The organism is Nonomuraea sp. NPDC048901, assembly GCF_040649695.1.
GTDB lineage: Bacteria > Actinomycetota > Actinomycetes > Streptosporangiales > Streptosporangiaceae > Nonomuraea.
Genome location: NZ_JBEZFW010000004.1, coordinates 103,691 through 126,989 on the forward strand (window position 1 = coordinate 103,691; position 23,299 = coordinate 126,989).

Annotated in this window: 23 protein-coding genes, 1 tRNA gene and 1 pseudogene; 17 read left to right on the plus strand and 8 right to left on the minus strand. The window is 69.3% G+C overall.

What is annotated here, in order from left to right:
• Positions 1 to 41 precede the first annotated feature (41 nt).
• Both AB0C30_RS14400 and AB0C30_RS14405 read right to left on the minus strand, forming a co-directional pair.
• Positions 42 to 758 (minus strand): GntR family transcriptional regulator, encoded by a 717-nt coding sequence (locus AB0C30_RS14400; protein WP_357943300.1) that lies wholly within the window; start codon positions 756 to 758, stop codon positions 42 to 44.
• 14 nt (positions 759 to 772) lie between these two features.
• Complete coding sequence (locus AB0C30_RS14405) at positions 773 to 1,315, minus strand: UTRA domain-containing protein (RefSeq protein ID WP_357943302.1); 543 nt, start codon at positions 1,313 to 1,315, stop codon at positions 773 to 775.
• 196 nt (positions 1,316 to 1,511) lie between these two features.
• On the opposite strand from AB0C30_RS14405, the gene AB0C30_RS14410 reads away from it, so the two are divergent.
• Together AB0C30_RS14410 and AB0C30_RS14415 are read left to right on the plus strand one after the other, a co-directional pair.
• The gene (locus tag AB0C30_RS14410) at positions 1,512 to 1,844 is read left to right on the plus strand and encodes a hypothetical protein (RefSeq protein WP_357943304.1); all 333 of its coding nucleotides are present in this window, start codon (positions 1,512 to 1,514) and stop codon (positions 1,842 to 1,844) included.
• A gap of 72 nt (positions 1,845 to 1,916) precedes the next feature.
• Positions 1,917 to 2,138 carry a hypothetical protein gene (locus tag AB0C30_RS14415; RefSeq protein WP_357943306.1) on the plus strand — a complete coding sequence of 74 codons (222 nt, stop codon included), beginning with the start codon at positions 1,917 to 1,919 and terminating at the stop codon, positions 2,136 to 2,138.
• 19 nt (positions 2,139 to 2,157) lie between these two features.
• Here AB0C30_RS14415 and AB0C30_RS14420 read toward each other — a convergent pair whose 3' ends face one another.
• On the minus strand, positions 2,158 to 2,919 hold the full coding sequence (locus tag AB0C30_RS14420) for an alpha/beta hydrolase (protein ID WP_357943308.1): 762 nt from the start codon (positions 2,917 to 2,919) through the stop codon (positions 2,158 to 2,160).
• Between the two features lie 130 nt (positions 2,920 to 3,049).
• Between AB0C30_RS14420 and AB0C30_RS14425 the strand changes: the two genes are divergently transcribed.
• Entirely contained in the window at positions 3,050 to 3,448 is a 399-nt protein-coding gene (locus tag AB0C30_RS14425) for a helix-turn-helix domain-containing protein (RefSeq protein WP_357943310.1), read from the plus strand.
• 125 nt (positions 3,449 to 3,573) lie between these two features.
• Here AB0C30_RS14425 and AB0C30_RS14430 read toward each other — a convergent pair.
• Positions 3,574 to 3,705, minus strand: a pseudogene (locus tag AB0C30_RS14430) (histidine kinase); the annotation flags it as partial.
• 554 nt (positions 3,706 to 4,259) lie between these two features.
• Between AB0C30_RS14430 and AB0C30_RS14435 the strand changes: the two are divergent.
• Positions 4,260 to 4,490 (plus strand): hypothetical protein, encoded by a 231-nt coding sequence (locus tag AB0C30_RS14435; RefSeq protein ID WP_357943312.1) that lies wholly within the window; start codon positions 4,260 to 4,262, stop codon positions 4,488 to 4,490.
• 83 nt (positions 4,491 to 4,573) lie between these two features.
• On the opposite strand, the gene selD is transcribed toward AB0C30_RS14435, so the two are convergent.
• Entirely contained in the window at positions 4,574 to 5,650 is a 1,077-nt protein-coding gene (gene selD, locus AB0C30_RS14440; RefSeq protein WP_357943314.1) for a selenide, water dikinase SelD, read from the minus strand.
• A gap of 72 nt (positions 5,651 to 5,722) precedes the next feature.
• Between selD and AB0C30_RS14445 the strand changes: the two genes are divergently transcribed.
• From AB0C30_RS14445 to fdhA, 5 genes are all read left to right on the plus strand, one after another.
• A tRNA-Sec gene (locus tag AB0C30_RS14445) sits at positions 5,723 to 5,815 on the plus strand.
• 15 nt (positions 5,816 to 5,830) lie between these two features.
• Positions 5,831 to 7,150 (plus strand): L-seryl-tRNA(Sec) selenium transferase, encoded by a 1,320-nt coding sequence (gene selA, locus AB0C30_RS14450; RefSeq protein ID WP_357943316.1) that lies wholly within the window; start codon positions 5,831 to 5,833, stop codon positions 7,148 to 7,150.
• On the plus strand, positions 7,150 to 9,093 hold the full coding sequence (locus tag AB0C30_RS14455; protein WP_357943318.1) for a SelB C-terminal domain-containing protein: 1,944 nt from the start codon (positions 7,150 to 7,152) through the stop codon (positions 9,091 to 9,093). Before selA ends, AB0C30_RS14455 begins: the two co-directional genes overlap by 1 nt.
• Before the next feature lie 127 nt (positions 9,094 to 9,220).
• Complete coding sequence (locus AB0C30_RS14460; RefSeq protein WP_357943320.1) at positions 9,221 to 10,114, plus strand: MIP/aquaporin family protein; 894 nt, start codon at positions 9,221 to 9,223, stop codon at positions 10,112 to 10,114.
• A gap of 54 nt (positions 10,115 to 10,168) precedes the next feature.
• Positions 10,169 to 11,389, plus strand: coding sequence for a formaldehyde dehydrogenase, glutathione-independent (gene fdhA, locus AB0C30_RS14465; RefSeq protein WP_357943322.1), 1,221 nt, complete (start codon positions 10,169 to 10,171; stop codon positions 11,387 to 11,389).
• 85 nt (positions 11,390 to 11,474) lie between these two features.
• On the opposite strand, the gene AB0C30_RS14470 is transcribed toward fdhA, so the two are convergent.
• Positions 11,475 to 12,851, minus strand: a complete 1,377-nt coding sequence (locus tag AB0C30_RS14470; RefSeq protein WP_357943323.1) for a serine hydrolase domain-containing protein — start codon at positions 12,849 to 12,851, stop codon at positions 11,475 to 11,477.
• A 165-nt stretch (positions 12,852 to 13,016) separates the two neighbouring features.
• Here AB0C30_RS14470 and AB0C30_RS14475 point away from each other — a divergent pair, with 165 nt between their 5' ends.
• The 5 genes from AB0C30_RS14475 (at position 13,017) to AB0C30_RS14495 (ending at position 16,916) form a co-directional block, all read left to right on the plus strand.
• Positions 13,017 to 13,925 (plus strand): N-acyl homoserine lactonase family protein, encoded by a 909-nt coding sequence (locus AB0C30_RS14475; protein ID WP_357943325.1) that lies wholly within the window; start codon positions 13,017 to 13,019, stop codon positions 13,923 to 13,925.
• Positions 13,912 to 14,391 (plus strand): winged helix DNA-binding protein, encoded by a 480-nt coding sequence (locus AB0C30_RS14480; protein WP_357943327.1) that lies wholly within the window; start codon positions 13,912 to 13,914, stop codon positions 14,389 to 14,391. Before AB0C30_RS14475 ends, AB0C30_RS14480 begins: the two co-directional genes overlap by 14 nt.
• Positions 14,392 to 14,459: 68 nt before the next feature.
• Entirely contained in the window at positions 14,460 to 15,164 is a 705-nt protein-coding gene (locus tag AB0C30_RS14485) for a ThuA domain-containing protein (protein ID WP_357943329.1), read from the plus strand.
• Positions 15,149 to 16,240, plus strand: coding sequence for a Gfo/Idh/MocA family oxidoreductase (locus AB0C30_RS14490; protein ID WP_357943331.1), 1,092 nt, complete (start codon positions 15,149 to 15,151; stop codon positions 16,238 to 16,240). The genes AB0C30_RS14485 and AB0C30_RS14490 overlap by 16 nt, the downstream gene beginning before the upstream one ends.
• Positions 16,241 to 16,385: 145 nt before the next feature.
• A complete protein-coding gene (locus AB0C30_RS14495) occupies positions 16,386 to 16,916 on the plus strand; it encodes a phospholipase (RefSeq protein ID WP_357943333.1) in 531 nt (176 codons plus the stop codon).
• A 29-nt stretch (positions 16,917 to 16,945) separates the two neighbouring features.
• On the opposite strand, the gene AB0C30_RS14500 is transcribed toward AB0C30_RS14495, so the two are convergent.
• Both AB0C30_RS14500 and AB0C30_RS14505 read right to left on the minus strand, forming a co-directional pair.
• Positions 16,946 to 17,500 carry a cysteine hydrolase family protein gene (locus AB0C30_RS14500; protein ID WP_357943335.1) on the minus strand — a complete coding sequence of 185 codons (555 nt, stop codon included), beginning with the start codon at positions 17,498 to 17,500 and terminating at the stop codon, positions 16,946 to 16,948.
• A gap of 78 nt (positions 17,501 to 17,578) precedes the next feature.
• Positions 17,579 to 18,688, minus strand: a complete 1,110-nt coding sequence (locus AB0C30_RS14505) for a glycosyltransferase family 4 protein (RefSeq protein WP_357943337.1) — start codon at positions 18,686 to 18,688, stop codon at positions 17,579 to 17,581.
• A 147-nt stretch (positions 18,689 to 18,835) separates the two neighbouring features.
• On the opposite strand from AB0C30_RS14505, the gene AB0C30_RS14510 reads away from it, so the two are divergent.
• The 3 genes from AB0C30_RS14510 to AB0C30_RS14520 all read left to right on the plus strand — a co-directional run bounded on the left by AB0C30_RS14510 (position 18,836) and on the right by AB0C30_RS14520 (position 23,291).
• Positions 18,836 to 19,342, plus strand: coding sequence for a hypothetical protein (locus tag AB0C30_RS14510; protein ID WP_357943339.1), 507 nt, complete (start codon positions 18,836 to 18,838; stop codon positions 19,340 to 19,342).
• A gap of 104 nt (positions 19,343 to 19,446) precedes the next feature.
• On the plus strand, positions 19,447 to 20,667 hold the full coding sequence (locus tag AB0C30_RS14515) for a cytochrome P450 (RefSeq protein WP_357943341.1): 1,221 nt from the start codon (positions 19,447 to 19,449) through the stop codon (positions 20,665 to 20,667).
• A gap of 128 nt (positions 20,668 to 20,795) precedes the next feature.
• Entirely contained in the window at positions 20,796 to 23,291 is a 2,496-nt protein-coding gene (locus tag AB0C30_RS14520; RefSeq protein WP_357943343.1) for a polysaccharide lyase family 8 super-sandwich domain-containing protein, read from the plus strand.
• Positions 23,292 to 23,299: the final 8 nt, after the last annotated feature.

Here is a 23,299-nt window from a genome sequence, read left to right on the forward strand (position 1 = left end):
GTCCATGAAGTCCCTCCCGTCGACTCGCGTCCGGGGGTCCGTCAGTCTGCGGTCTGGTGATACGACAATTCGTGGAGATGTCCGCCCTTGATCAGCACCGACACTTCGACCGGCCGCTCACTGTCGCTGTAGACAACACGGAACTGCCGAAACACCGGCACGTCAGGTGGGAGATCCAGGCCTTGCACCTCCGTCTCGGTGGGTTGCCGAACGGAGATGCGATCCGTGAAGTGGCGCTGCGGAAACCCGAGGTCGGCCAACGCCTGTGGTGCGCCACCGCGGATTCTTCCCTTGGCGGCCAGAGGGCTTCCTGCCGCAATGCTCACCGGGTAGTAAGACCATGACAACTCAACGGGAGCGCCGTCATGCAACAGCAGCCGGTGGCGCAGGACGACCAGATCGTCACCGCTGATGGCGAATGCCGCGGCGACATCGCTGGGAGGTGCTACCTCCCCGACTTTCAGAAGCTCATAGCTGTATTCGCGAGGCCCTGGGGTCTTATACGTGCTGGCGTTGACGACGAGCGGCCGTCTGTCGCGGACGAACACGCCCTTTCCCGCGTGGCCGCGTACGAATCCTTCGTCTTTGAGTGCCTGCAGGGCCCGCTGGATCGTCGCGTTCGCCGCGTTGAAACGTGCCACCAGGTGTGCCGTGGAAGGGAGTTGCTCGCCCGCCTTCAGGTCACCAGACATGATCTCCGCACGCAATTCGGCTGCGATCTGCTGATGGCGCGGACGAGAATCCAGCCGCCTACCCACGATTGCCGATCCCCTCACTTGATGATCATCTGATAGCGCAACTCGCGACCGTGGGCCACCATCGTCATCACGCTGACCTCGATCGGCGTTCCGTCGTCGGTTCGAACGATGCGGGTCAGGAGCAGAACCCAGTCCTCTGGTCGAAGGTCGAGAGCCTGTCGCTCTGTATCGGTCGCGGGGCGGGCTTGGACGGCTTCTTCCGCGCTGTGTGGGTGATAGCCGAGCTGGGCGAGAAGGGTGGGAGCCCCGCCAGGGATCTTCCGCATCTCGGCAAGCCGAGTGCCACGGGCGATCGTCGCCGGGTAGTAGGAATCGGCGAGCTCCGTTGGCTGGCCGTCCGCGAGCACGAGACGGCGGCGGACGAAGGCGGTCTGACCCGCCGCCAGCCCGAAGGCTCGCACGACTTCCTTCGGCGGATGGACCTCTTCCACTGCTTGAAGGCGATGCGTCCCAACTTTGCCGTGCTGGGCGGCTTCCTCCGCCCATGCATCAGGCTCTCCGGGACGCCGCGGCCGCACGTAGGGCGCCGAAACGCTGACCCAGCCCGCGTCTTCCATGCGCTCCTCCTTCGGTCACGAAAGGCCGGTCAGGAGCCACCGTACCGGGTCGGCGGCATCCCAGACCGATCAAGGGAACCTGTGGATGGCGGATGCCGTAATCCTTGCTACCTTTCGCGAATCACAGTAAGGTTTTGGCAAGTCGATCGAGTCTGGGATCGGCGGCCCTCGAAGAGGCCGAAGGGATGGGGAATGCATGCTTCTCAAGCCGTCGGTAATCGCGTTCAGTCCTGCTCAGAGCGCACATGCCCTTCGGGATGCCCTGGCTGATCAGGGCATCGCCTCTGACATTCACGTCGGCTACGGGCTTGCTCTGGTGTCGGTGTGGATCAGCCTCGTTGTGTGGTGCGACGGCAACTGGTTCTGGTGGCGGGTGGGCTGGAACGACCAGCGCAAGCGAGTCTTGTACGCCCGGCATCCAGCGGACGAACCCGTTAGAGCCGCTCGGCGGGTGGCTTTCCGGTACGAAGAGGTCTATCGGCACCATCCGCACTCGGAGCTGATCGCCGATGTCGTCTCCTCCACCTGACCGGCAGGGAGATGGCGTCCGGTGAGTATGCCTTGGTCAAGCTTCGGCTGCCGGGCGATGATCGTGGACTTGATGCACAGTCCCGCGTCTACTCGGGGGTTCGCCTCGCTGCTGATCGGGCGGCAGGGCATCGTGGTGAGCATCCTGCGCGACGGCACGCTGGCCTTGATCGCGCTCGAGGGTGAGCTCGGCGAGTTGCCCGGCGGGGTGCGGCGATGGTCCGTCCACTGGGACGACCTGCAGATCGACTGGGGGCAAAGTAAGCCTGAAAAGGGGCAACAGGCTGGCGAATGAGTCATCACTGCCTGAGGTGTTACGGCCTGTCCGAGGACAGGAACGGCAGCACGTGGGGGAGTACGTCGGCGGATCTGTCCCAGCCGCCCTTGTGGTCGGCGTCCGGCAGGGAGAAGAAGCCCGCGCCGGTGCGCTCGGCGAAAGTCCGCATCGGGTCGTGCCAGGGATCAGCCGTGCCCGCGTACATCAGGATCGGCACGCCGCAGGCCGCCAGTTCGGTGGCCAGGCCGGGCTCGCGTGAGAACGCGTCGTAGTTGGCGCGGAAGGCGCCCAGGTCCCCGGCGCTGATCAGGGCGGCCTGGTACGGGTCAGCCGAGGCCCCCTGCTTGACGATCTCATAGGCGTCGATGTCGGCAGGCAGGCCGAGTTCCCGAATCGCTTGGTCGACCGCGGAGCGGAAACCGTTGATGGGATCGTAGGCGCCGGTGATCAAGCGGGTCAGGCGTTCGGGCGCGTGCGCCGCGACCGCATACCCAGTCATGGCTCCCAGCGAGTAGCCCCAGAACGCGGCTCGGTCGGCGCCGACGTCGTCGAGGACGGCCGTGACGTAGTCGACCCGGCGCCGCAAGCCATAGGCCTCGATCTCACGCGGGTGGTCGCTGGCGCCCAGTCCCAGCGGATCGATGGCGATCACTGTGTGGGCAGGGGCCAGGGCCTGGGTGTATCCGCTGTGGGCCCAGTGCGCGCCGTCTTGGAACATGCCCGGGTGCAGCACGAGCGGCGGGCCGTCCCCCAACACCTCGTACGAGATCTTGAAACCGTTGCTGCGTGCGACGGGCACGTGTCACTCCTTGTCGGCTTGGCGAGTTTCGTTGGACAAGCGGCCGAAGATGGCGTTGGCCAGGAACGTTACGACTTGTAACGGGCTTTATCCTCCAGCATCATTGAACGGTCCGAAAGGAGGCACTTTCTTGTCACAACGGAACACCGTGGTAACGGACCAGCTCACAGCGCTCGCCGATGCGCCCCCGCCCGAGGATTGCCCGCTGCCTGAGGTCCTGGCTTTGATCGGTGACAAGTGGAGCGCCCAGGTGCTGGTCGAACTGGGTGACGGCCCGCACCGGTTCACCCAGCTGGAACGGGCGATCGAGGGCATCAGCCGGCGGATGCTGACAGTGAGCCTGCGCAACCTGGAACGCAACGGGCTCATCACCCGGACGGTGTACCCCGACGCCCCGCCTCGGGTGGAATACGCCACCACGGGTCTGGTTGAGGAAATACGCGCTCCCCTGGAGGCGCTGGCGGCATGGGCCCGCCACGCCGGACCCGTCATCGCCGCAGCTCGGCATGCCTACGACAACGGCCGCTGACCCGCACGCCCGCAAGCCTCGCGCCTACTCGGTGACATCCGCTGACGACCGAGCGGCTTGGTGAGGGAGGCGAAACCCGTCCCCAGGGTTATCCCTCGAGGAAAATACGGATCTTGGACAGCCTGATCGAGGCGGGCCGGTTCGTCACGCGCCAGCCCCAGCAACAGCCGCACGTTGACCAGCCGCTGCTGGGCGCCGTCATGCAGGTCCCGCTCGATCCGGCGCCTGGCCTCATCGCCCGCGTCGAGGAGCCCGGCCATCCGTCGCGCTGCCTCCCTGCGTCCGAGCACGACACGATAGGCCAGTGGCCAAACGATGAAGCCCAGCACGACCAGGCTGTCCAGCAACTCGCCGGTGAAGTAGACCGCGAGTCCGCCGGCCTGCGCCAGGTTTTCCGCCTCGAGTGCCAGCACCAGCAGCATGACCAACAGCCCGGAGAACGTGACGGCCGCATCGCGTTCCGGTCGCGGCAGCCGAGCCCAGCGCAGGAACACCGCCGCCGACAGCCCGACCACGTACGCACCGGCGATCGCCACCCCGAAAAGGGCCAGCGCCGTCCGTCCTGTTTCCCGGCCGAACGCCTGAGCCAGACAGAGGCACCCCCCGCCGGGCAGCTCTCCTTACACCATCGACATCGCGGCGGAGAGGAGTGGCACCGCGTAGCCGAGCGCCACGACCCCTCGACGGACCGGCGTGTCCGCGCGGCCGTGTGGGGAGCACGACCATCACGTGTCCGAGCAGTCCGTGCTGGAGGGCCGCCGCCACCGCGCCCAACGCGAGAGCCGCGGGCACGCCCGTGTAGCTGACCCCGGTGGCCAGCCACATCACCCCGCTCCAGGCCAGCAACGATCCCACCGGACTGTCCGGCCACCGTAGCCTCGCCCACAGGCCGCCCGTCACCGCGGCGGACCCCGCCGCATATCCCATGAGCAGCAGCGGGACCTTCGTCACCACGAACTCCGCACCGATGATGGCCACTGTTCCCAAGGCGGCGAGCACGACCGCGAGCAGGGTGATCAGCCTGTGCACCCGACCATTGTGAAGCCTGGCCCGTCCCCCTGCGCCCTTGGAGCCTCGCCGTCGCGCGAGCGACAGTATGTCCATGGTTGTTACCACGGGATACGGTCAGCGGAGCCGCAGGTGGGGGCCGTCCAAGGGGACCAGCTCGCCGATGACCGGCGCGCCGGGGATCTCGCCGGCCACCAGCAGGCCGCCGGAGGTCTGGGCGTCGGCGAGTAGTAGCAGGTCGTCCTCGCCGTAGCCGCCGGGATCGAGCCAGGGGCGGACCCAGTCGAGGTTGCGGCGGGTGCCGCCGCTGACGTAGCCGTCGCGTACCGCCTCCCGGGCCCCTTCCAGGTACGGTACGGCCGCCACGTTCACCACGGCCGTGACGCCGCTCGCTCGGGCCAGTTTGTAGAGGTGGCCCAGCAGGCCGAACCCGGTCACGTCCGTCGCGCATCTCGCTCCGGCGGCCAGCGCGGTCCGGGAGGCGCCGCGGTTCAGGGTGGTCATCGCCGCGACCGCCTGCGGGGACACCTCGCCGGTCGCCTTGTGCCGGGTGTTGAGCACGCCGATGCCGAGCGGTTTGGTGAGGGAGATCGGCAGTCCGGGTCGGCCGTCGTCGATGCGCAGCAGCCGGGCGGGGTCGGCCAGGCCGGTGACGGCCATGCCGTACTTCGGCTCCGGGTCGTCGACGCTGTGGCCGCCCGCGACGTGGCAGGCCGCCGCCCGGGCCACGTCCAGGCCGCCGCGCAAAACCTCCTTGGCCAGCTCCATGGGCAGCTTCTCCCTTGGCCAGCCGAGCAGGTTGACCGCCACCAGCGGCTCCCCGCCGACCGCGTAGACGTCCGACAGGGCGTTGGCCGCCGCGATACGGCCCCAGTCGTAGGGGTCGTCCACCACGGGCGTGAAGAAGTCGGCGGTGGCCACGATCGCCCGGTCGCCGTCGATGCGGACCACGGCGGCGTCGTCCCCGTCGTCCAGCCCGATGATCAGCTCCCCGACAGCGCCATGTCCGTTCGCGGTGTCATGCTCGCCGACAGCGCCGTGCCTTCCTGCCGCGTCACGCTCGCCTGCGGCGCCGCCGTCACGTGTGCGGAGGGCCGCCACCACCGCCTCCAGTTCGCCTGGCGGGATCTTGCAGGCGCAGCCGCCTCCGTGGGCGTACTGCGTCAGTCGGACCGTCTCGGTGGTGCGTGTCATGGCGCCCTCGGATGGCTCGCGACGGGTGTGGCGTTTGAGGTCATACCCGATGTGACGGGTAGGTTCTGCGTTGGAGGCGTCTGGGCGCCTGGTGGCCCCCGCGGTCTTCAAAACCGACGAGGCCGAGGTCCTCGGCCTGGCGGGTTCGATTCCCGTCCGCCTCCGTTCTATTTTCGAAGGGTGGACCCACGCAGGCACGTACCCCGTACGGATGCCGTACTCGCTGATCCGCGGCTGGTCGCGGCGGGTGGGCGGCTGGGCCGGTCGGTCGTCAAGGACGCGGTGGCGCGGGCGCAGCAGCGGGCGCGGAGCGGTGAGATCGGTCCCGAGGAGGTCGCCGACGCGGCGGTGGCGGCGCTTCCGCCGCGGGCCGCGAGCCTGCGTGCGGTGATCAACGCGACCGGCGTGCTGGTCCACACCAACCTGGGCCGGGCGCCCCTGTCGTCCGCCGCGATCGAGGCGATGGTCGCCGCGGCCGGTGCCGCCGACGTGGAGTTCGACCTGAAGACCGGCGCTCGGGCCCGGCGTGGGCGGGGGGCGCTGGACGCGCTCGCCCGTGCCGTGCCGGCCGCCGAGGACGTGCACGTCGTCAACAACAACGCCGCCGCGCTCGTCCTGGTGGCGACCGTACTCGCCGCCGGCCGGGAGATCGTGATCAGCCGGGGCGAACTCGTGGAGATCGGCGACGGGTTCCGCATCCCCGACCTGCTCGTCTCCACCGGGGCGCGGCTGCGCGAGGTCGGTACGACCAACCGCACCTCCTACCGCGACTACGCGGCGGCCGTGGGGCCGGAGACCGGATGCGTGCTCAAGGTGCACCCGTCGAACTTCCGGATCGAGGGCTTCACCGGCTCCGTCGAGGTACGCGAGCTGACCGGGCTCGGTGTGCCCGTTGTCGCCGACATCGGCTCGGGGCTGCTGGCGCGCGAGCCGCTGCTGCCCGAGGAGCCGGACGCGGCGACCGTACTGGCGGCCGGGGCGGACCTGGTGACGGCCAGCGGTGACAAGCTGCTCGGCGGACCCCAGGCGGGTCTCCTTCTCGGCCGCCATGACCTGGTCGAACGCTGCAGGCGGCACCCGCTCGCCCGCGCCCTGCGGGTCGACAAGCTGACGCTGGCCGCGCTGGAGGCTACGATCCGCGGTCCTGTCACGCCCGTCCGGCTGGCGCTGCACGCCGATCCGGCGGCGCTCGGCGACCGTGCCGCGGCCCTCGCCGGGCGGCTCGCCGAGGCGGGAGTCGACGCTCGGGCGGTGCCGAGCCAGGCCGCCGTCGGGGGTGGCGGGGCGCCCGGGGTGAGGCTGCCGAGTGCCGCCGTCAGCTTGCCCGAACGGCTCGCCGCACCGCTGCGCGCCGGTGATCCGCCGGTGGTCGGCCGGATCGAGGGCGGGCTGCTGCTGCTGGACCTGCGCACCGTTCCCGGCGACCGCGACGATGATGTGGCCCGCGCGATCCTCGGGGCGAGTGGCCTCGGGGTGAGTGGCTTCGAGGCGGGCGGCTGATGTACGTCGTGGCCACGGCGGGTCACGTCGATCACGGTAAGTCCACGCTGGTACGGGCTCTCACCGGGATGGAGCCCGATCGGCTGGAGGAGGAGCGGCGGCGGGGGCTGACGATCGAACTGGGGTACGCGTGGACCACGCTGCCTTCGGGGCGGCGCCTCGCCTTCGTGGACGTACCGGGGCATGAGCGGTTTCTCAGCACAATGCTGGCGGGGGTCGGTCCGGTGCCGGCGGTGCTGTTCGTGGTGGCGGCGGACGAGGGCTGGATGCCGCAGTCCGAGGAGCATGTGGTGGCGCTGGAGGCGCTCGGCGTACGGCACTGCCTGCTCGCGGTGACCCGAGCCGACCTCGCCGACCCGGCTCCGGCCCTCGACCAGGCACGCACTCGCCTGACCTCGGCCGGGTTGGGTGGGGCGCGTCCGGATGCGGCCGGGTTGGGCGGAGAGCGCCCGGATGTGACCCGACTGGGCTGTGGTGGTGGCCGTGGTGCGGTTGAGGCGGTGGCGGTGAGTGGGCGGACCGGGCAGGGGCTCGATGAGCTGCGGGAGGCGCTGGATCGGCTGGTTGCCGCGCTGCCTGCGCCCGATCCGGAGGCGCCGGTTCGGTTGTGGATCGACCGGGCGTTCAGTGTGCCGGGCAGCGGGACGGTCGTGACCGGGACCCTGCCCGAGGGCGCCATCTCGGTGGGTGACGAGCTGGCGCTGGACGGCGAGCCTGTACGGGTGCGGGCGCTGGAGTCCATGAAGGAGCCGTCGTCCTCGGTGACCGGCGTCGCCAGGGTGGCGGTCAACCTGCGCGGCCACAGGCTGCCGGAGCGCGGTCATGGTCTGCCCGAGCGGGGCCGGGCGCTGGTCACACCCGGCAAGTGGACGTACACGGACCTGGTCGACGTCCGGATCACCCCAGTCGGGACCCTCCGGGACACCGGCTCCGGTCCCGAAGCGGCTGACGGTCCGGGAGGAAGCGGCGGTGACGTTCTGGTGAGTGGCCGGGGAAGGGGGGAGGAGTGGCGGCTACCCCGGTGCCTGACCGCGCACATCGGGTCGGTGGCGGTGACGTGCGAGGTGCGTACGCTTGGCGGGCGCGTCGTACGGCTGCGCCTGGCCCGCCCGCTCCCGCTCCACCTCGGAGACGTGCTGCTGCTGCGTGACCCTGGCCGCGACCGGGCCGAGGTGCGGGTGCTGGCGGGGGCGAGCGTGCTCGACGTGCGCCCGCCCGCGCTCGGCCGCCGGGGCGCGGCGCGGGCGCACGCCGCCCGGCTGGAATCGGCCGTCCCGGACGCCGCCTCGGCCCTGCGCATCCACCGGCTGCTGCGCGCGGCCGACCTGACCGCCATGATCGGCACGTCCAGTGACCTGGGCGAGGGACCGGTGTGCGGGGACTGGTACGCCGATCCCGAGTACTGGGCCGAGCTGGGCGAGCGGCTGGCCGACACGGCACGGCGGTACGCCATCGAGCACCCCCTGGAGCCTGGCATGCCGATCGAGGCGGCCCGCCATGCGCTCGGGTTGCCCGACCGGCAGTTGGTCGCCGCGCTGGTGCGGGCGCCGTTCACGCTTGCCGAGGGGCGGATCGTGACTCGGCCTGCCGGGCTGCCCGAGCCGGTGGCGCGGGCGGTTGAGCGGCTGAGGGGAGAGTTGGCGGCACACCCCTTCCAGGCGCCGGAGGCTGGGCGGTTGGCTGAGCTGGGGCTGGGGTCGCGGGAGGTGGCGGCGGCCGTACGGGCTGGGCGTCTGTTGCGCGTGGCCGAGGGGATCGTGCTCCTGCCTGGCGCGGACGTACGGGCGGCAGAGTTGCTGCGCCGCCTGCCGCAGCCCTTCACGGTCAGTCAGGCCAGGCGGGCCCTCGACACCAGTCGGCGGGTCGCGGTGCCGCTGCTCGAACATCTCGACCGGAGTGGGCTGACACAACGAGTGGACGAGGTTCATCGCCGCTGTCTCTGATCACCCCCGACAGCCACCCCAGCACCACTCCAACAGCCACCCCGCCAACCACCCTGACCTGGGTCTCTGCTGGACGGCGGGTATATATTCGAGTTTGGGGATAAACCATCGTCATCGGGGGGTTGCGATGGTTGGAGACCTGCCGCGACGTCTTGTCGCGGAAGCCATCGGAACGATGTTGCTGGTTCTCTTCGGTGCCGGGTCCGTGGTGGCCGCGCTGGTCATGCAGAACGGCCGACTCGACTACGCCGCGCTGGGCATCATCTCGTTCTCGTTCGCCGTGGTGGTCGCGCTCGTCATCTACGCCTTCGGCAGTACGTCCGGCGCGCACATCAACCCGGCGGTCACCATCGCCCTCGCCGCGGGACGCAGGTTCCCGTGGTCGGAAGTGCCGTTCTACATCGTTGCCCAGCTCGTCGGCGCCTTTGCCGGCGGGCTGTTGATCGTGGGCGGGTTCGGCCGGCGGGCGGTGGACAACGGCGTCGGGCTCACCGCGCTCGGCCAGGGCGTGAGCTATGGGCAGGGCATCCTGTTGGAGGGACTGGGGACGTTCCTGCTGCTGCTCACGATCATGGCGCTGGCGGTCGACCGGCGGGCGCCGAGCGGCTGGGCCGGTTGGATGATCGGACTGGCCGTGGCGTGCGAGATCTTCGTGCTCGGCCCGCTGACGGGTGGTTCCGTCAACCCGGCCCGTACGTTCGGGCCGTACCTGACGACCACGGTGTTCGGCGGTAGCGCGCCATGGTGGCAGTACGGCGTCTACATTGCCGGCCCGATCATCGGTGCGGTGCTGGCCGTCGTGGTGTACGACCTGGTGGCCCGCCCGATGCGCGAGCTGCCCGTGACGGCCGAGCAGGGCACCGCCGGAGAGATCATCGGCGCGCGGGGACAGGATCTGCCCGAGGCCGCTCAGGGCACCGCGAGTGACATCCCGACGGCCCGGCGCCCGCACGACGACCGGATCCGTGACCGAGTGGGGCACATCGGCCGCCGCCGCTGGCGCCCCGGCCATGGGGGGTGATCCGTGACCACGTGAGCGAACGAACATCCGCCACCTATCGGGCAAGGGGGAATCATGCCCGGCAACAGGGGAGTTTCGTACGAGGGGCCAGGCAACGTCCAGGTACGCGAGACCGACTATCCCGAATTCGAGCTCAAGGACGGCCCAGGGGTAAACCCGGCCAACGTAGGGCGCAAACTACCGCACGCCGCCATCCTCAAAACGGTGGCGACGAACATCTGCGGCAGCGACCAGCACATGGTCCGCGGCCGCACCACGGCCCCGCCGGGCCTCATCCTCGGCCACGAGATCACCGGTGAGGTGATCGAAACCGGTTCCGATGTGGAGTTCACCAAGGTCGGCGACCTCGTGTCCGTACCGTTCAACATCGCCTGCGGCCGCTGCCGCAACTGCAAGGAGGGCAAGACAGGCGTCTGCGAGAACGTCAACCCCGACCGGCCCGGCTCGGCGTACGGCTACGTCGACATGGGCGGCTGGGTAGGCGGGCAGGCCGACTACGTCCTGGTGCCGTACGCCGACTGGAACCTGCTCAAGTTCCCCGACAAGGAACGGGCCATGGAGAAGATCCTCGACCTGGCCATGCTCGCGGACATCTTCCCGACGGGGTTCCACGGCTGTGTGAGCGCGGGGGTGAAGCCGGGATCGACCGTCTACATCGCCGGCGCCGGCCCGGTCGGCCTGGCCGCGGCGACCTCGGCGTTCCTGCTCGGAGCCGCCGTGGTCATCGTCGCCGACCTGAACAAGGAGCGGCTGGACCAGGCCCACACCTTCGGCTGCGAGACGATCAACGTGGCCTTGGGCGAGCCGAAGGACCAGATCGAGCACATCCTGGGCGAGCCGGTCGTGGACTGCGCCGTCGACGCCGTCGGCTTCGAGGCCCGCGGCCACGGCGGAGAGTCGGACGTGGAGCGTCCCGCCACCGTGCTCAACACGCTGATGGACATCACCCGGGCGGGTGGCGCGCTCGGCATTCCCGGCCTGTACGTCACCGGTGACCCCGGTGCGCAGGACGAGGCGGCCAAGCACGGTTCGCTGTCCATCCGGTTCGGCCTCGGCTGGGCCAAGTCGCACTCCTTCGTCACCGGCCAGTGCCCGGTCATGAGGTACAACCGCCAGCTCATGATGGCGATCCTCAACGACCGGGTGCAGATCGCGAAGAACGTCAACGCGACGCCCATCTCGCTGGACGACGCGCCGCGGGGCTACCACGAGTTCGACGAGGGGGCCGCGCGCAAGTACGTGCTCGACCCGCACGGCATGCTCGCCAAGACCTGACGACGCGATCTCTACTGCGAGCGGCGCGCCGCGCGACGCGCCGCTCGCAGCACATTCAGGGACCGCCCCCTGCTCGTCCGGTCGATCACGATGAGGCCGTGGCCCGGCCGAACAGCCGGCCGGCGAGGTCGACGCCCACGACCGTGCCGTTGTCGTCGCGGCTGAAGTAGCCGCGCTGCCCCTTCAGCCCGCCCTCGGTGATGATGTACTCGTCACCGTCGCCGGGCAGGAACCCGAAGGCGGCCGGCGCGTAGTCCGGCGGCATGTCGGCATCCGATGCCTGGCGGATCTCCGGCTTGATCCCGACCTCAAGGGTGAGCTGAAGCCCGTCCGTGGCGATGTCGAGGTTCATGGCGTCGATCTCGTAGCGGCCGACGACCTGCCGCGCCCGAGCCTCGTCGTAGGGGATCGGCTCGGGGTCCCGGTCGACCACGCCGAGGTAGTTCTCCAGTGCCCAGCGGACGACAGCCTGGTTGAAGGGGTAGCCGTCAGGGCCGCCGTTGGCCAGGGAGACGACGGCGAAGTCGTGTTCGGGCACGATGATCAGCTCGGCGAACTGACCGTTGCCCGATCCGCCGTGCCCGAAGGTACGGACTCCGTCCACCTCACGCAGGAACCAGCAGATGCCGAAGGCGTCGCCGAGCGTGCTGGCCCGCAGCTCGACGGTCGGCTCCTGCATGCGCCGCAGCGCCTCGGCGGGCAGCACGCCGTCACCGGTGCCGAGGTGGAACCGGGCCCAGCGCAGTAGGTCGCTCACCGACGACACGCTGCCGCCGCCGGGGTAGTTGGCCTGCGAGCCGGCCCGCCACGACGTCCAGGGCCGCGCGGCGCGCATGGTGCCGTCCTCGCCGCGGTTGTAGCCCACGGCGAACCGCCGGATCATGACGTCATCGTGATCGAAGAAGGTGTTCGACAGCCCCACCGGCTCCAGGACCAGCGCGGCCACGGCCTTCTCGAAAGGCAGGCCGGTGACCTTCTCGATGACCCGCCCGGCCAGGTTGTAGCCGGCCTGGCTGTAGGAGGCCCGGGCGCCGGGCGGCGCGATCAACGTCAGCTCGTCCAGCTTCGCCACGAACGCGGCCAGGGAACCGGCGCCCTCATCGGTGTCGATCAGGTTCCAGTCCAGCCCGGCGGTGTGGTTGAGCAGGTTCAGCACGGTGATCTGCGCGGCGGCGGCCTCGTCGGCGAGCCTGAGCTCGGGTACGTAACGTCGTACCGGCGCGTCCAACTCCACCTTGCCTTCCGCGACCAGGCGCATCAGCGCGGTCGCGGTGAAGGACTTGGTCACCGAGGCCAAGGGGAACAGCGTCTTGTCATCGACCGGCAGCGGGTTCTCGAGGCTCGTCACCCCGTGAGAGGCGACGAGCTCCTGGCCGCCGGTCAGCACCCCCACGGCAACACCGGGAATGCCGAACTCCTTGGCCGTCGCCTCGACGAACTCGGTCAGCTTCTCCTGCGACATCGTGTGTCTCCTCTTCTCCCGACCGTTCCCGGCGAGATCTCGTACGTTCTGGCGTGCAGGTAGGACGATGGCCGCCGTCGCTGATACGGGCCTGACAGCGCCGTGATACGCGCTCTCAGTCTTGAGATAGTTGACACGACATATATGTCGTGTAATGTAATCCCCATGAGACACGAGATGATCAACCCGATCAAGCAGGTATCCGTGGTCAGCACCGGGACTGTGTCGATCCACCCGGAGCACGTGGCCGCCACCCGCAAACCGATGTACTGGTGGCTGTTCACCTCGCGCCAGTGGACGCCTCCGCTGCCGATCAACGTCTATGTGATCGAGCACGAGCGTGGGCTGGTGCTGTTCGACGCGGGCCAGGATCGGGCGTCGGTGACCAACGTCGGCTACTTCCCCGGCGGCATCACGGGAGTGATGTACGACCGGCTGGCCCGTTTCGACATCGGCCCCGGCGACACCCTCACCGCCCAGCTGGCCGCCGCCGGCTACGACATCGCGGACGTGCACACGGTGGTGATCTCCCACCTGCATCAGGACCACATCGGGGGACTGCGGGAGCTCACCGGCGCCGAGATCGTGGTCAGCGGCACGGAATGGCGAACGCTCGATGGAGCCCTGCCCGAGCTGCGAGGGCTGCTGCGGTCCCACATCGACATCCCCGGGCTGCGCTGGCGGCACATCGAGTTCGGCGACATCCAGGATCCCGGGCTCGCGCCCTTCGCGACCGGCCACGACCTGTTCGGCGACGGCAGTCTCGTGCTGCTGCCCACCCCCGGCCACACCCCCGGATCACTGTCACTGCTGGTCCGTGGCTCCGGGCACCCGCCGCTGCTCATGGTCGGCGACCTGACCTACGACGCCCATCTGCTGCACGAGGGCCATGTGCCCGGGGTAGGGGACAGGCGGCAACTGGACGACACCACCAAGGCGATCAACACGCTGCGGGAGAAGAACCCGGGCCTGGTGATCCTGCCGGCCCACGATCCGGGAGCGGCCGCCCGACTGGCGTCCGTGATGGCAGCACTTGCCAAGAGGCGACAGGCTTACTCACATGCGACCCGCTGAAGAACTCCGCTACCTGATCCTGGCCGCGCAGCGCGAAGGCAACCGGCTGCTCGGCCAGGCACTCAAGCCGCTCGGAGTCACGCCCTCCCAGGCCGAGGTGCTCCGCATCCTCGCCGATCGTCAGCCCCTCACGCTCAACGGGCTCGGCGAACTGCTGGTCTGCGAGAGCGGCAACAGCCCCAGCCGCCTGGTCGACCGGCTTACCACGATGGGCCTCATCGACCGGCAGGTGTCCGCGCACGATCGCCGCCACATCGAGCTGTCCCTCACCGAAGAGGGCAGGCGTCTCGCCCGGCAGATCGCCACGATCGAAGATGATCTCTACCGATCCATCGACGCCGCCGCCGAGGGGCGCGACCTCGAACAGATCACCGCTTTCCTCCGAGCGTTCGTCGCCGATCTGCCGGCAGGCCGGGCCCTGGCTCGCCGAATCACCAGCTCGCCGGTCAAATCGAGCGGCATCTAACCTTTTGCCCGCTTTGGTGGTCAATGCGATGATCGGAGGCGTCGACTGCCGAGCGGATGGATGTAAGCATGTCGGGTGATCATCGTCGGAAGGCGCTGGTGGTACGGGGCGGCTGGGAAGGGCACGCCCCGGTCGCGGCCACCGAGCTCTTTATCCCCTACCTGGAGAAGCAGGGGTTCGAGGTGAGCCGGGCGGACTCCCCGGCGCCGTACGCGGACTCCGCGTTCATGGCCGGGATCGATCTCATCGTGCAGTGCTACACGATGGGTACGATCGAGCCGGCCGAGCTCAACGGCCTGCGGGCCGCCATCGAGTCGGGCACGGGGATGGCGGGCTGGCACGGTGGCATCGCCGACTCCTACCGCAACTCCTCCGACTATCTGCACCTGATCGGCGGGCAGTTCGCCTGCCATCCGGGCAAGGAGCCGGCCGAGCGGCAGGGCACGGCGGCGGACAACTTCGTCCCGTACACCGTGAACATGCTGCCCGAAGCGGCCGATCACCCCATCACGGAGGGCATCGCGGACTTCGGCCTCGTGACCGAGCAGTACTGGGTGCTGACGGACGACTACATCGACGTGCTCGCCACGACGACGCAGCAGGTCCGCCCGTGGGACCCCTGGCATCGGGAGGTCACCTCGCCGGCGATCTGGACCCGGCGGTGGGGGAGCGGGCGGATCTTCGTCGCGACCCCGGGGCACAGCCTCGACGTCCTGGAGGACGAGAACGTACGCACCATCATTGAGAGGGGCATGCTGTGGGCCAGCCGGTGAACGTGGGCGTCGTGGGGTGCGGCGCCATCTCGGCGCAGTATTTCCAGACCATCGACCGGCTGCCGGAGCTGCGGCTCGTCGCGGTGGCCGATCTGGACCTTGACCGGGCGCGGGAGGCGGTGCGGCCCTATGCGGGCGTCGACGTGCTGAGCGTGGCGGAGCTGCTGGCCGACTCGCGCATCGACATCGTGCTCAACCTCACCATTCCGGCCGCCCACGCCGAGATCGCGCTCCAGGCCATAGCGGCGGGCAAGGACGTCTATTGCGAGAAGCCCCTTGCCGCGACCGCCGAGCAGGCCGCCGGGATGCTGCGGGCGGCGGGCGCCGCTCAGGTGCGGGTGGGGTGTGCGCCGGACACCGTGTTGGGCACGGGTACGCAGACTGCGCGCAAGGCGATCGACGACGGCCTGATCGGCAGGCCCATCGCGGCGACCGCGACGATGATGACGCCCGGTCACGAACGCTGGCACCCGAACCCCGACTTCTACTACGTCCCCGGCGGCGGCCCGCTCCTGGACATGGGCCCCTATTACGTGACCAGCCTGGTGACGCTGCTCGGCCCGGTGGCGTCGGTCGTCGGCGCGGCCAGCCGTACGCGGGCCAAGCGCACGATCGGCTCCGGACCCCGCCAGGGCGAGGAGATCCCGGTGACGGTGGACACGCACGTCACCGGAGTGCTCGTCCACACCTCGGGAGCGCTGTCCACGCTGGTGATGAGCTTCGACGGGGCGGCGACCAAGGCGCCCAACATCGAAGTACACGGCGAGACGGGCTCGCTCGTCGTGCCCGACCCGAACTACTTCGACGGATCCGTCCTGGTCTCAGGGGTTGGTGAGGGCGACTGGCGGACTCTCCCCGTGGCGGCCGGCTACGTCGAGGGCGGGCGCGGGGTGGGCCTGGCCGACTTCGCCGCGACCCCGGCGGGCGAGGAGCCTCGTACGAGCGGCTCGCTGGCCTTCCACGTGCTCGACGTCATGGAGTCGCTGCTGGCCTCGGCGCACTCCGGCGCGGCGGTGACCATCACGAGCACCTGCGAACGCCCTTCGCCGGTGAATCTGACTCAGCCCACCGACTAGAGGTAAATGTCCGTTTTGCTCGAACTTCTTGGGGGAAATTAAGCAAGATCTGCTTCTGCATTGCCCGGGATTTCGCTTCATCGTTAGACCGTCAGGTGAACCTTGCCATGACCATTTACCCCCCGGGCAAGAGAAGCAGGTCCTCATGGTCAGACGATCCCTCGCCACGTTAGCCGCCGTCGTCACCTCCCTGATCGCCGTCCTCGCGTTCGCCCTACCGGCCCACGCTGTGACTCTGGAGCAGAAACTCGCCGCGCTCTCCGGATTCAGCCAGCCCACCGCCGCCAGCGCCGCCTCCTGGCGCGCCGCCTGGCAGAACCAGGCGGCCTGGGCCGACTACGCCTTCGACTGGTCCACCGACCTGTGCTCCAGCAGCCCCGACCAGCCCCTCGGTTTCGATTTCCGGATGCCGTGCCGCCGACACGATTTCGGCTACCGAAACTACAAGGCCGTAAGCCAATTCCCGGCCAACAAGGACCGTATCGACAGCGCCTTCTATTTCGATATGAAGCAGGTGTGCGCCGGATACTCGGGAGTCTCCAAGGCCACCTGTGACGGCCTCGCCTGGACGTACTACCAGGCGGTCCGGCAGCTGGGTGACCTCGTCGTCACCGACGACCAGATCCAGCGGGTCAAGCGGGACGCCGAACGGAACGCCCAGAACGCCGACGCCTAAAACCGGTGGAGACGGAGGATGTCGTCGGCTCAGTCGCCGAACGTCACATCCTTCGTCTCCACCACCGCGGCGGTGCGGCCGGGCGCCGTGTGGTAGCGCCAATAGAGGTTGGTGTGCGCGATGACCTTGTCCGGCGGCGGGGCGCCCCACGCGCTCTGGTCCTCCGTCGTGTGCGCGTCACCGACGAGCGTCACGTCGTAGCCACGCACGAAGGCCCCATGGATCGTGGACCGGATGCATTCGTCGGTCTGCGCGCCGGTCACGACCAGGCGTCCGATTCCGGCCCCGGCCAGCACCTCCTCCAGGTCGGTGTCCTCGAAGGAGTCGGCGAACGTCTTGTGCACCAACGGCTCCGCCTCCCGGCGGACCAGCTCCGGGACGTATTGCCAGGCGTCGCTCCCCTTCGCCAACTGCTCGCTCGAGTGCTGGACCCAGACGATCGGGACGCCCTCCTCGCGAGCCCGGCCGACGAGCGTGCCGATGTTGGCGACGACCACGTCACGCTGGTGCGTGTCCGCCACGATGCCGTTCTGGACGTCGATCACCAGCAACGCGGTGTTGGGTCGATCTGACAGCGTGGTCACGACGATCTCCTCATGATGATCTCCTCTGTCGGCCGGACATCCACGCATGCCACACTAGGCCGCGCCACCGACAAACCTTCAGCGTGGCGAGGCTTCCCGGATCGTCAGGAGCCAGGTCTCGAAGTCCGAGACCGCGTCGTCCATCGTCCGCTGAACCACCTCTTTGACCGCGGTCCTGGCCAGCCTGTGCCGTAGCGCGGCGTCGTCGAGCAGCCGGACGACGCCCTCGGCCAGCGCCTCCGGATCTCGCGGCGGGCAGAGCAGCGCCGTGCGGTCGTGCTCCGCGTAGCTCTCCATGCCGTGGTTCCGCGTCGTGACCAGCGCGGCCCCACAGGCCATGGCCTCGGCGCCGGGAAAGCCGAATCCCTCGTACTCCGACGGCACGGCGAACACGGCCGACCGGTTGTACAGGCCGCGCAGCCGGGCGTCGCTCGGCCCCGGATGGTGCTCGATCCAGAAGGGCAGCCGGTCGGCGTCGTACGCGCCAAAGCACCACGCCCGCACCACCCCGGGGCGCGCCTCCCGCGCCAGCTCCAACGCGGTGATCGCGTCGCCGGTCCGTTTCGACCATTCGCGGCGCGCCGGAAAGCCGACCAGGACCCGTTCCGCCGAGTCGATCGGGGTCCGCAGGAAGAAGGTCGAGCTGTCGACGGCGCATTCCACCAGAGCGCACGGCGCGCCGGAAACGTTCTCGACGATGGATCGCAGCCGCCGCGCGCCCACGGCGATGGGCCAGCCGGTACGCATGGCCGCTTCCATCGCCTCCCGCGCCGCTCCGTCGGGCCGCAAATAGCTTTCGTAGTCCTGCAAGAACAATGCCTTAAGGCCCAGATACGCGGGAAGCGCGGCCACAAGCGGCACGACCTGCCAGGTCGTCGCCAGTACGACGTCGAAGGGATCGTGCGGTCCGGAAAGCGTATGGAGAAAGTCGGCCGGGTCGGATACCAAAACGCTGCGGGTCCGCGGCCCGGCGGAGAACCACGGGTGCGGATGGGCGTCCGCCGGCATTATCGGCGCGGCAGCCCTGGTCGGCGGCCCGAGAGGGTGGCGTACGGGCCGCCGCGGGTGGACGAGCAGAATGTCATGACCCCTTTCCCCCAAGCGGGAGGCATAGGAGTAGACCGTCTTGAGCGCGCCGATAGGCGCGGATGATGCCCTGGCCATGATGAATGCCACGCGCACGGTCATCGCCTCCCAGTAAGCGATTCCATAGACGAGTTTCTTGCGCGGGCGGGTATTCGGGAACCCCCTGCCGCGAGAGCACCTTCTTCACTAGATACGAAGCCTGACAGGAAATCAATGACGCCTGTTGGCCTTTTCTGGTGAAATATCCCAATGGAACGGACGCGGCAGCTGGTAGGCGAGATGCTCGTCTACTGTTTCGTGATGGTCGTGCTCACCGGCGGCTTCCTGGTCCTCTTCCACGTGCCCGACAGCTTCTACTCGCTCGGCGGCCAGTCGGCGGTCTACAGCGGCAGCTACGCACCGCTACGAGGCGTCATGATGAGCAGCGCCTACGCCTCCACTCTGGAGCTCACCCTCGAGGTGCGTGGCAGTGCGCTCCTACGGCAACTGCACCACGAGTCCTCGATCCTGCTCATCCTGGGCACCGCCGTCTGGATCCTGCTCGGCCGGCTCCGATACTCGCTCGCGCTGCTGGGCCTCGGCCTGGTCCTGCTCGGCGCCCTCTCCGGTTACGGATCCGCCGACGACCGGCCGGCCGATACCGTCCTGGGCGGTATCCCCGCCCCCTTGTGGTACGGCCTTCACCTGCTGACGGCCCTGATCATGGGCGCCACGCTGGCGCTCTCCCCGTACCGGCGGGCCGTGCGCGAACGGTAGGAAACCATCGTGTTACTGCTTGCCGACTTGTGTTGTTTGGAGATCACCCGGCATATGTGATGGGATCACTGCGCACTTCACGATCTCCTCACCCAAGGGGTCAAATGGCAACGAACCTCCCCTCCTTCCCTGTCGTGGACGAGAACCCGCTCGACACCTGCATCCGGTTCCGGGAGATCGCTCCCGTGGTGGAGGTGGAATTCCCAGGAGGCGTGCCCGCCTACCTGGCCCTGACCCACAAGGCCGTACGGGAGATCCTCGCCGGGGACAACAAGACCTTCCTCAGAGACCCCAAGCACTGGCCCGCCCTCCACGACGGATCGATCCCCGAGGACTGGCCGCTGCGCGCCATCATCCAGGGCGGTCACCTGTCCACCATGGACGGCGGCGACCACCGGCGGCTGCGCGGGCTGATCATGAGCGCCTTCACGCCGGCCCGGGTGCAGGCCATGGAGGGGCGGATCCAGCAGATGGTCGATGAGTTACTCGATGAGGTGGCGGCCGCCGGTGACGGTGTGGACCTGGTCCCCGCCTTCACCGAGGCGCTGCCTATGTGGGTGATCTGCGAGCTGTTCGGCGTGGCGCCCGAGGACCGGCTGCGGCTGCGGAACTGGACCTCCACGCTGCTCGCGCACACCACTCCGCCGGAGGTGGCGTTCGCGACCCAGAACGACCTTTGGGCGTTCCTGCACGCCCTGGTGGAGCGCAAGCGGCGCGAGCCGGGTGACGACCTCACCTCCGGCCTGGTCCAGACCCACGACGAGGATGACAGGCTCACCACCGACGAACTGGTCGGCGTGCTGTGGATCATGCTCGTGGCCGGCCACGAGACCACCGTGCACCTGCTCGGGTACGCCATCGTGGCGCTGGCCCAGAACCCCGACCAACTCGCCTTGGCCAAGGCCGAGGACCGGTGGGCCGACGTGGTCGAGGAGACCGTGCGCTACCGCCACTCGGTGATGATGACCAGCTTCCGCTTCACGGCGGAGGACGTGACCATCGCCGGGGTGCCCATCCCCAAGGGCAACGCGGTGGGCGTGGTCTTCCAGGCCACCGGCATCGACCCGTCGGAGCACGGCCCGAGCGCGAACCAGTTCGACATCACCCGCGAGTCGAGCGGGAACCTCGGCTTCGGCCACGGCCCGCGCTACTGCATCGGGGCGGGGCTGGCCCGGCTGGAGAGCCGGGTGGCGCTCGAGACGCTGTACCGGAGATTCCCGGATCTCAGCCTCGCGATCGACCCCGACGAGATCCCCTACTCCCCGTCGTTCTTCACGATCGGCCCGCTGTTCCTGCCGGCCAACCTCGGTGTGGCCCGGCCCTGACGTACCGGTGTCCGGCCCGGCAGCCCACGGTTGCCGGGCCGCTCATCACGGGCCTGGGCCGACAAACGTAGATCATGTAGGGTGAGCCCGGCGTATCCTCCGACGGCCTGGAGCCCGCTGTGCCGCACATGTCTCGTCGCCAGGTTCTCTCCCTGCTCCCCGCCGCCGGTCTGCTTGCCGCAGTCTCCCCTTCGTACGCCGCAGCGGGGGTCGATCACGCGCGGCTGCTCGCCAACACCGTGGCGATGTTCGCGGGGACCCCGGAGGTCAACGCCCGGCCCGAGGTGGCCGCCAAGCTCGCGTCGATCCTCAACACCGCCAAGCAACGGCTGACGGCCATGGACAAGGCGGCCGACGGCGAGTTGTTCGCCGGTCTGAGCCTCGGCACCGACGACGCCAACCTGCGGCTGGCCTTCCAATACCTGTACGAGATCGCGCTGGCGACCCGCACGCCCGGCGGCGGGCTCAACGAGGACGCCGCCGCCCAGCGGCGGGTCATCGACGGTCTGCGGTGGTTGCACGAGCGCTACTACGGCGACCAGTCGAAGGGCTACTACGGCAACTGGTTCAACTGGGAGATCGGGATCTCCACCCAGGTGAGCAGGACGCTGGCCCTGCTGGCCGACCGGGTGCGGGAGGAACGGCCCGACTTGACGGCGACCTACATCGCCTCGATGGACGCCTATCTGCGCAACGGCAAGAACGGCGACGTCGACCTCGACTCCCGCTTCCACACCGGGGCGAACCTGGCCGACATCACCGCCAACCGCATTCTGCAGGGCGCGCTCACCGGCGACGACGCCCGTGTCGGCAAGGCCATCACCGACCTGGCCACCGTCTTCGCCACGGTCGACCCCTACAACCTCCAGCACGGGGTCACCGATGGCTACTACCGCGACGGGTCCTTCATCCAGCACGACTCGGTCGCCTACACCGGCTCGTACGGGCGCAGCCTGCTGACCCGGGTCGTACAGACCCTCAAGACGCTTGAGGGCGCGGCGAGCGCCGGCGTCCCCGACCTGCCCGGCGTGGTGTACCGCTGGGTCAACGACGGCTTCGCCCCGCTGATCTTCGAGGGGTGGTTGATGGAGATCGTCAAGGGGCGGGCGGTCTCGCGCACCGGCACCGGCTACGCCGACGTCGGGGTCATCGTGGAGGCCATCGCCGACCTGGCCGACCACGTCACCGCCGCCGAGGCGCTCGCGCTGAAGAAGTACGTCAAGTTCCTGCCGGCCGCCGACACGGCCGCCTTCGCCTCCCCGGTCAGCATCGCCCGTTACGCGGCCATCCGCGCCGACGCCGCCATCCCGGCCGCCGACCTGAACGCGCCCGAGCGCTGCGTGGCGTTCAACGCCATGGACAGGACCGTCCACCGGCGCCCCGGCTACGCCTTCGCCCTGGCCCGCAGCTCCGACCGGATCAGCAAGTACGAGTACATGAGCGGCGAGAACCTCATGCCCTGGTTCCAGGGCGATGGCGCGCACTACCTCTACCTCGCGGGCGAAGATCAGCGCGAGGCCTTCGGCGTCGACTACTACACGGCCGTCTCGCCGTACCGGCTGGCCGGGATCACCGCGCCGGTGGAGGACCGGCGGACGGTGCCCGAGTTGTACGGCCGACTCTGGTACGAGAACCCTGGCCACCCGCTGAACTTCACCTCCTCCTCGGAGTCCCAGAACACCTACGTGTACTTCCCGCGCGCCGAGAACGCCTTCTCCGGCGGCGCGACACTCGGCGCGTACGGCGTGTCCGGCATGGTCCAGTCCGACGACGCCGCGTACACCGCCAAGCAGGCGGGCATCCTGCCCGACGACTTCGTCGCCTACCAGAACGCCCGCGCCACCAAGTCCTGGTTCCTGCTCGACGACGAGATCGTGGTGCTGGCCGCGGGCATCTCCGGTCAGGGCGGCCGCGCGGCGGTGACCACCGTGGACAGCCGCATCGCCGCTCCCGGCGACGCGGTCGCGCTCACCGGCGAGAGCTGGACCGGCCGGCCCTGGCAGACGGGCGACACCACGCCGCCGCGCTGGCTGCGCTACGCCAACGGCACTCGTCGTACGGCGATCGGCTACGCCTTCCTCACCCGGCAGCCCGTCGCGGCCGGGCTGGAGACGGTGACCCGCAGCCGCAGGGTCGTGCGCACGAGCAACCCCGACACCAACGTGACCAAGAACGTCTTCACCGCCTCGGTCACCCACCCCGCCACCGGCGGCGTCACCGCCCTCGCCTACGCCCTGGTCCCGAACGCGACGGAGGCCCGCCTGCGCGGCTACGCGAACGGCCCGCTGACCGTCCTGGCCAACGACCGGCACGTGCAGGCGATCAAGCACAAGACCCTGGGCCTCGTCGCCGCCAACGTCTTCACCGACGGGCCACGGCATGCCGAGCGCCTGCTCATCGACGGCCCCGCCTCGGTCATCGTCCGGTCCGGCAAGCGCACGGTCGTCGCCCTGTCCGACCCGACGATGAAACGCGACCGCGTCACGGTCGTCCTGGCCGGCGCGCCCCTCAGGCTCGACACGGCCGACGAAGGGGTGACGGTACGCCGGGTGCCGGGCGGCACCCTGATCCAGGCGTCGACCCGCCACGCCCACGGCCGCTCTTTCACCGCCACCCTGCGCTAGCCGTTCCC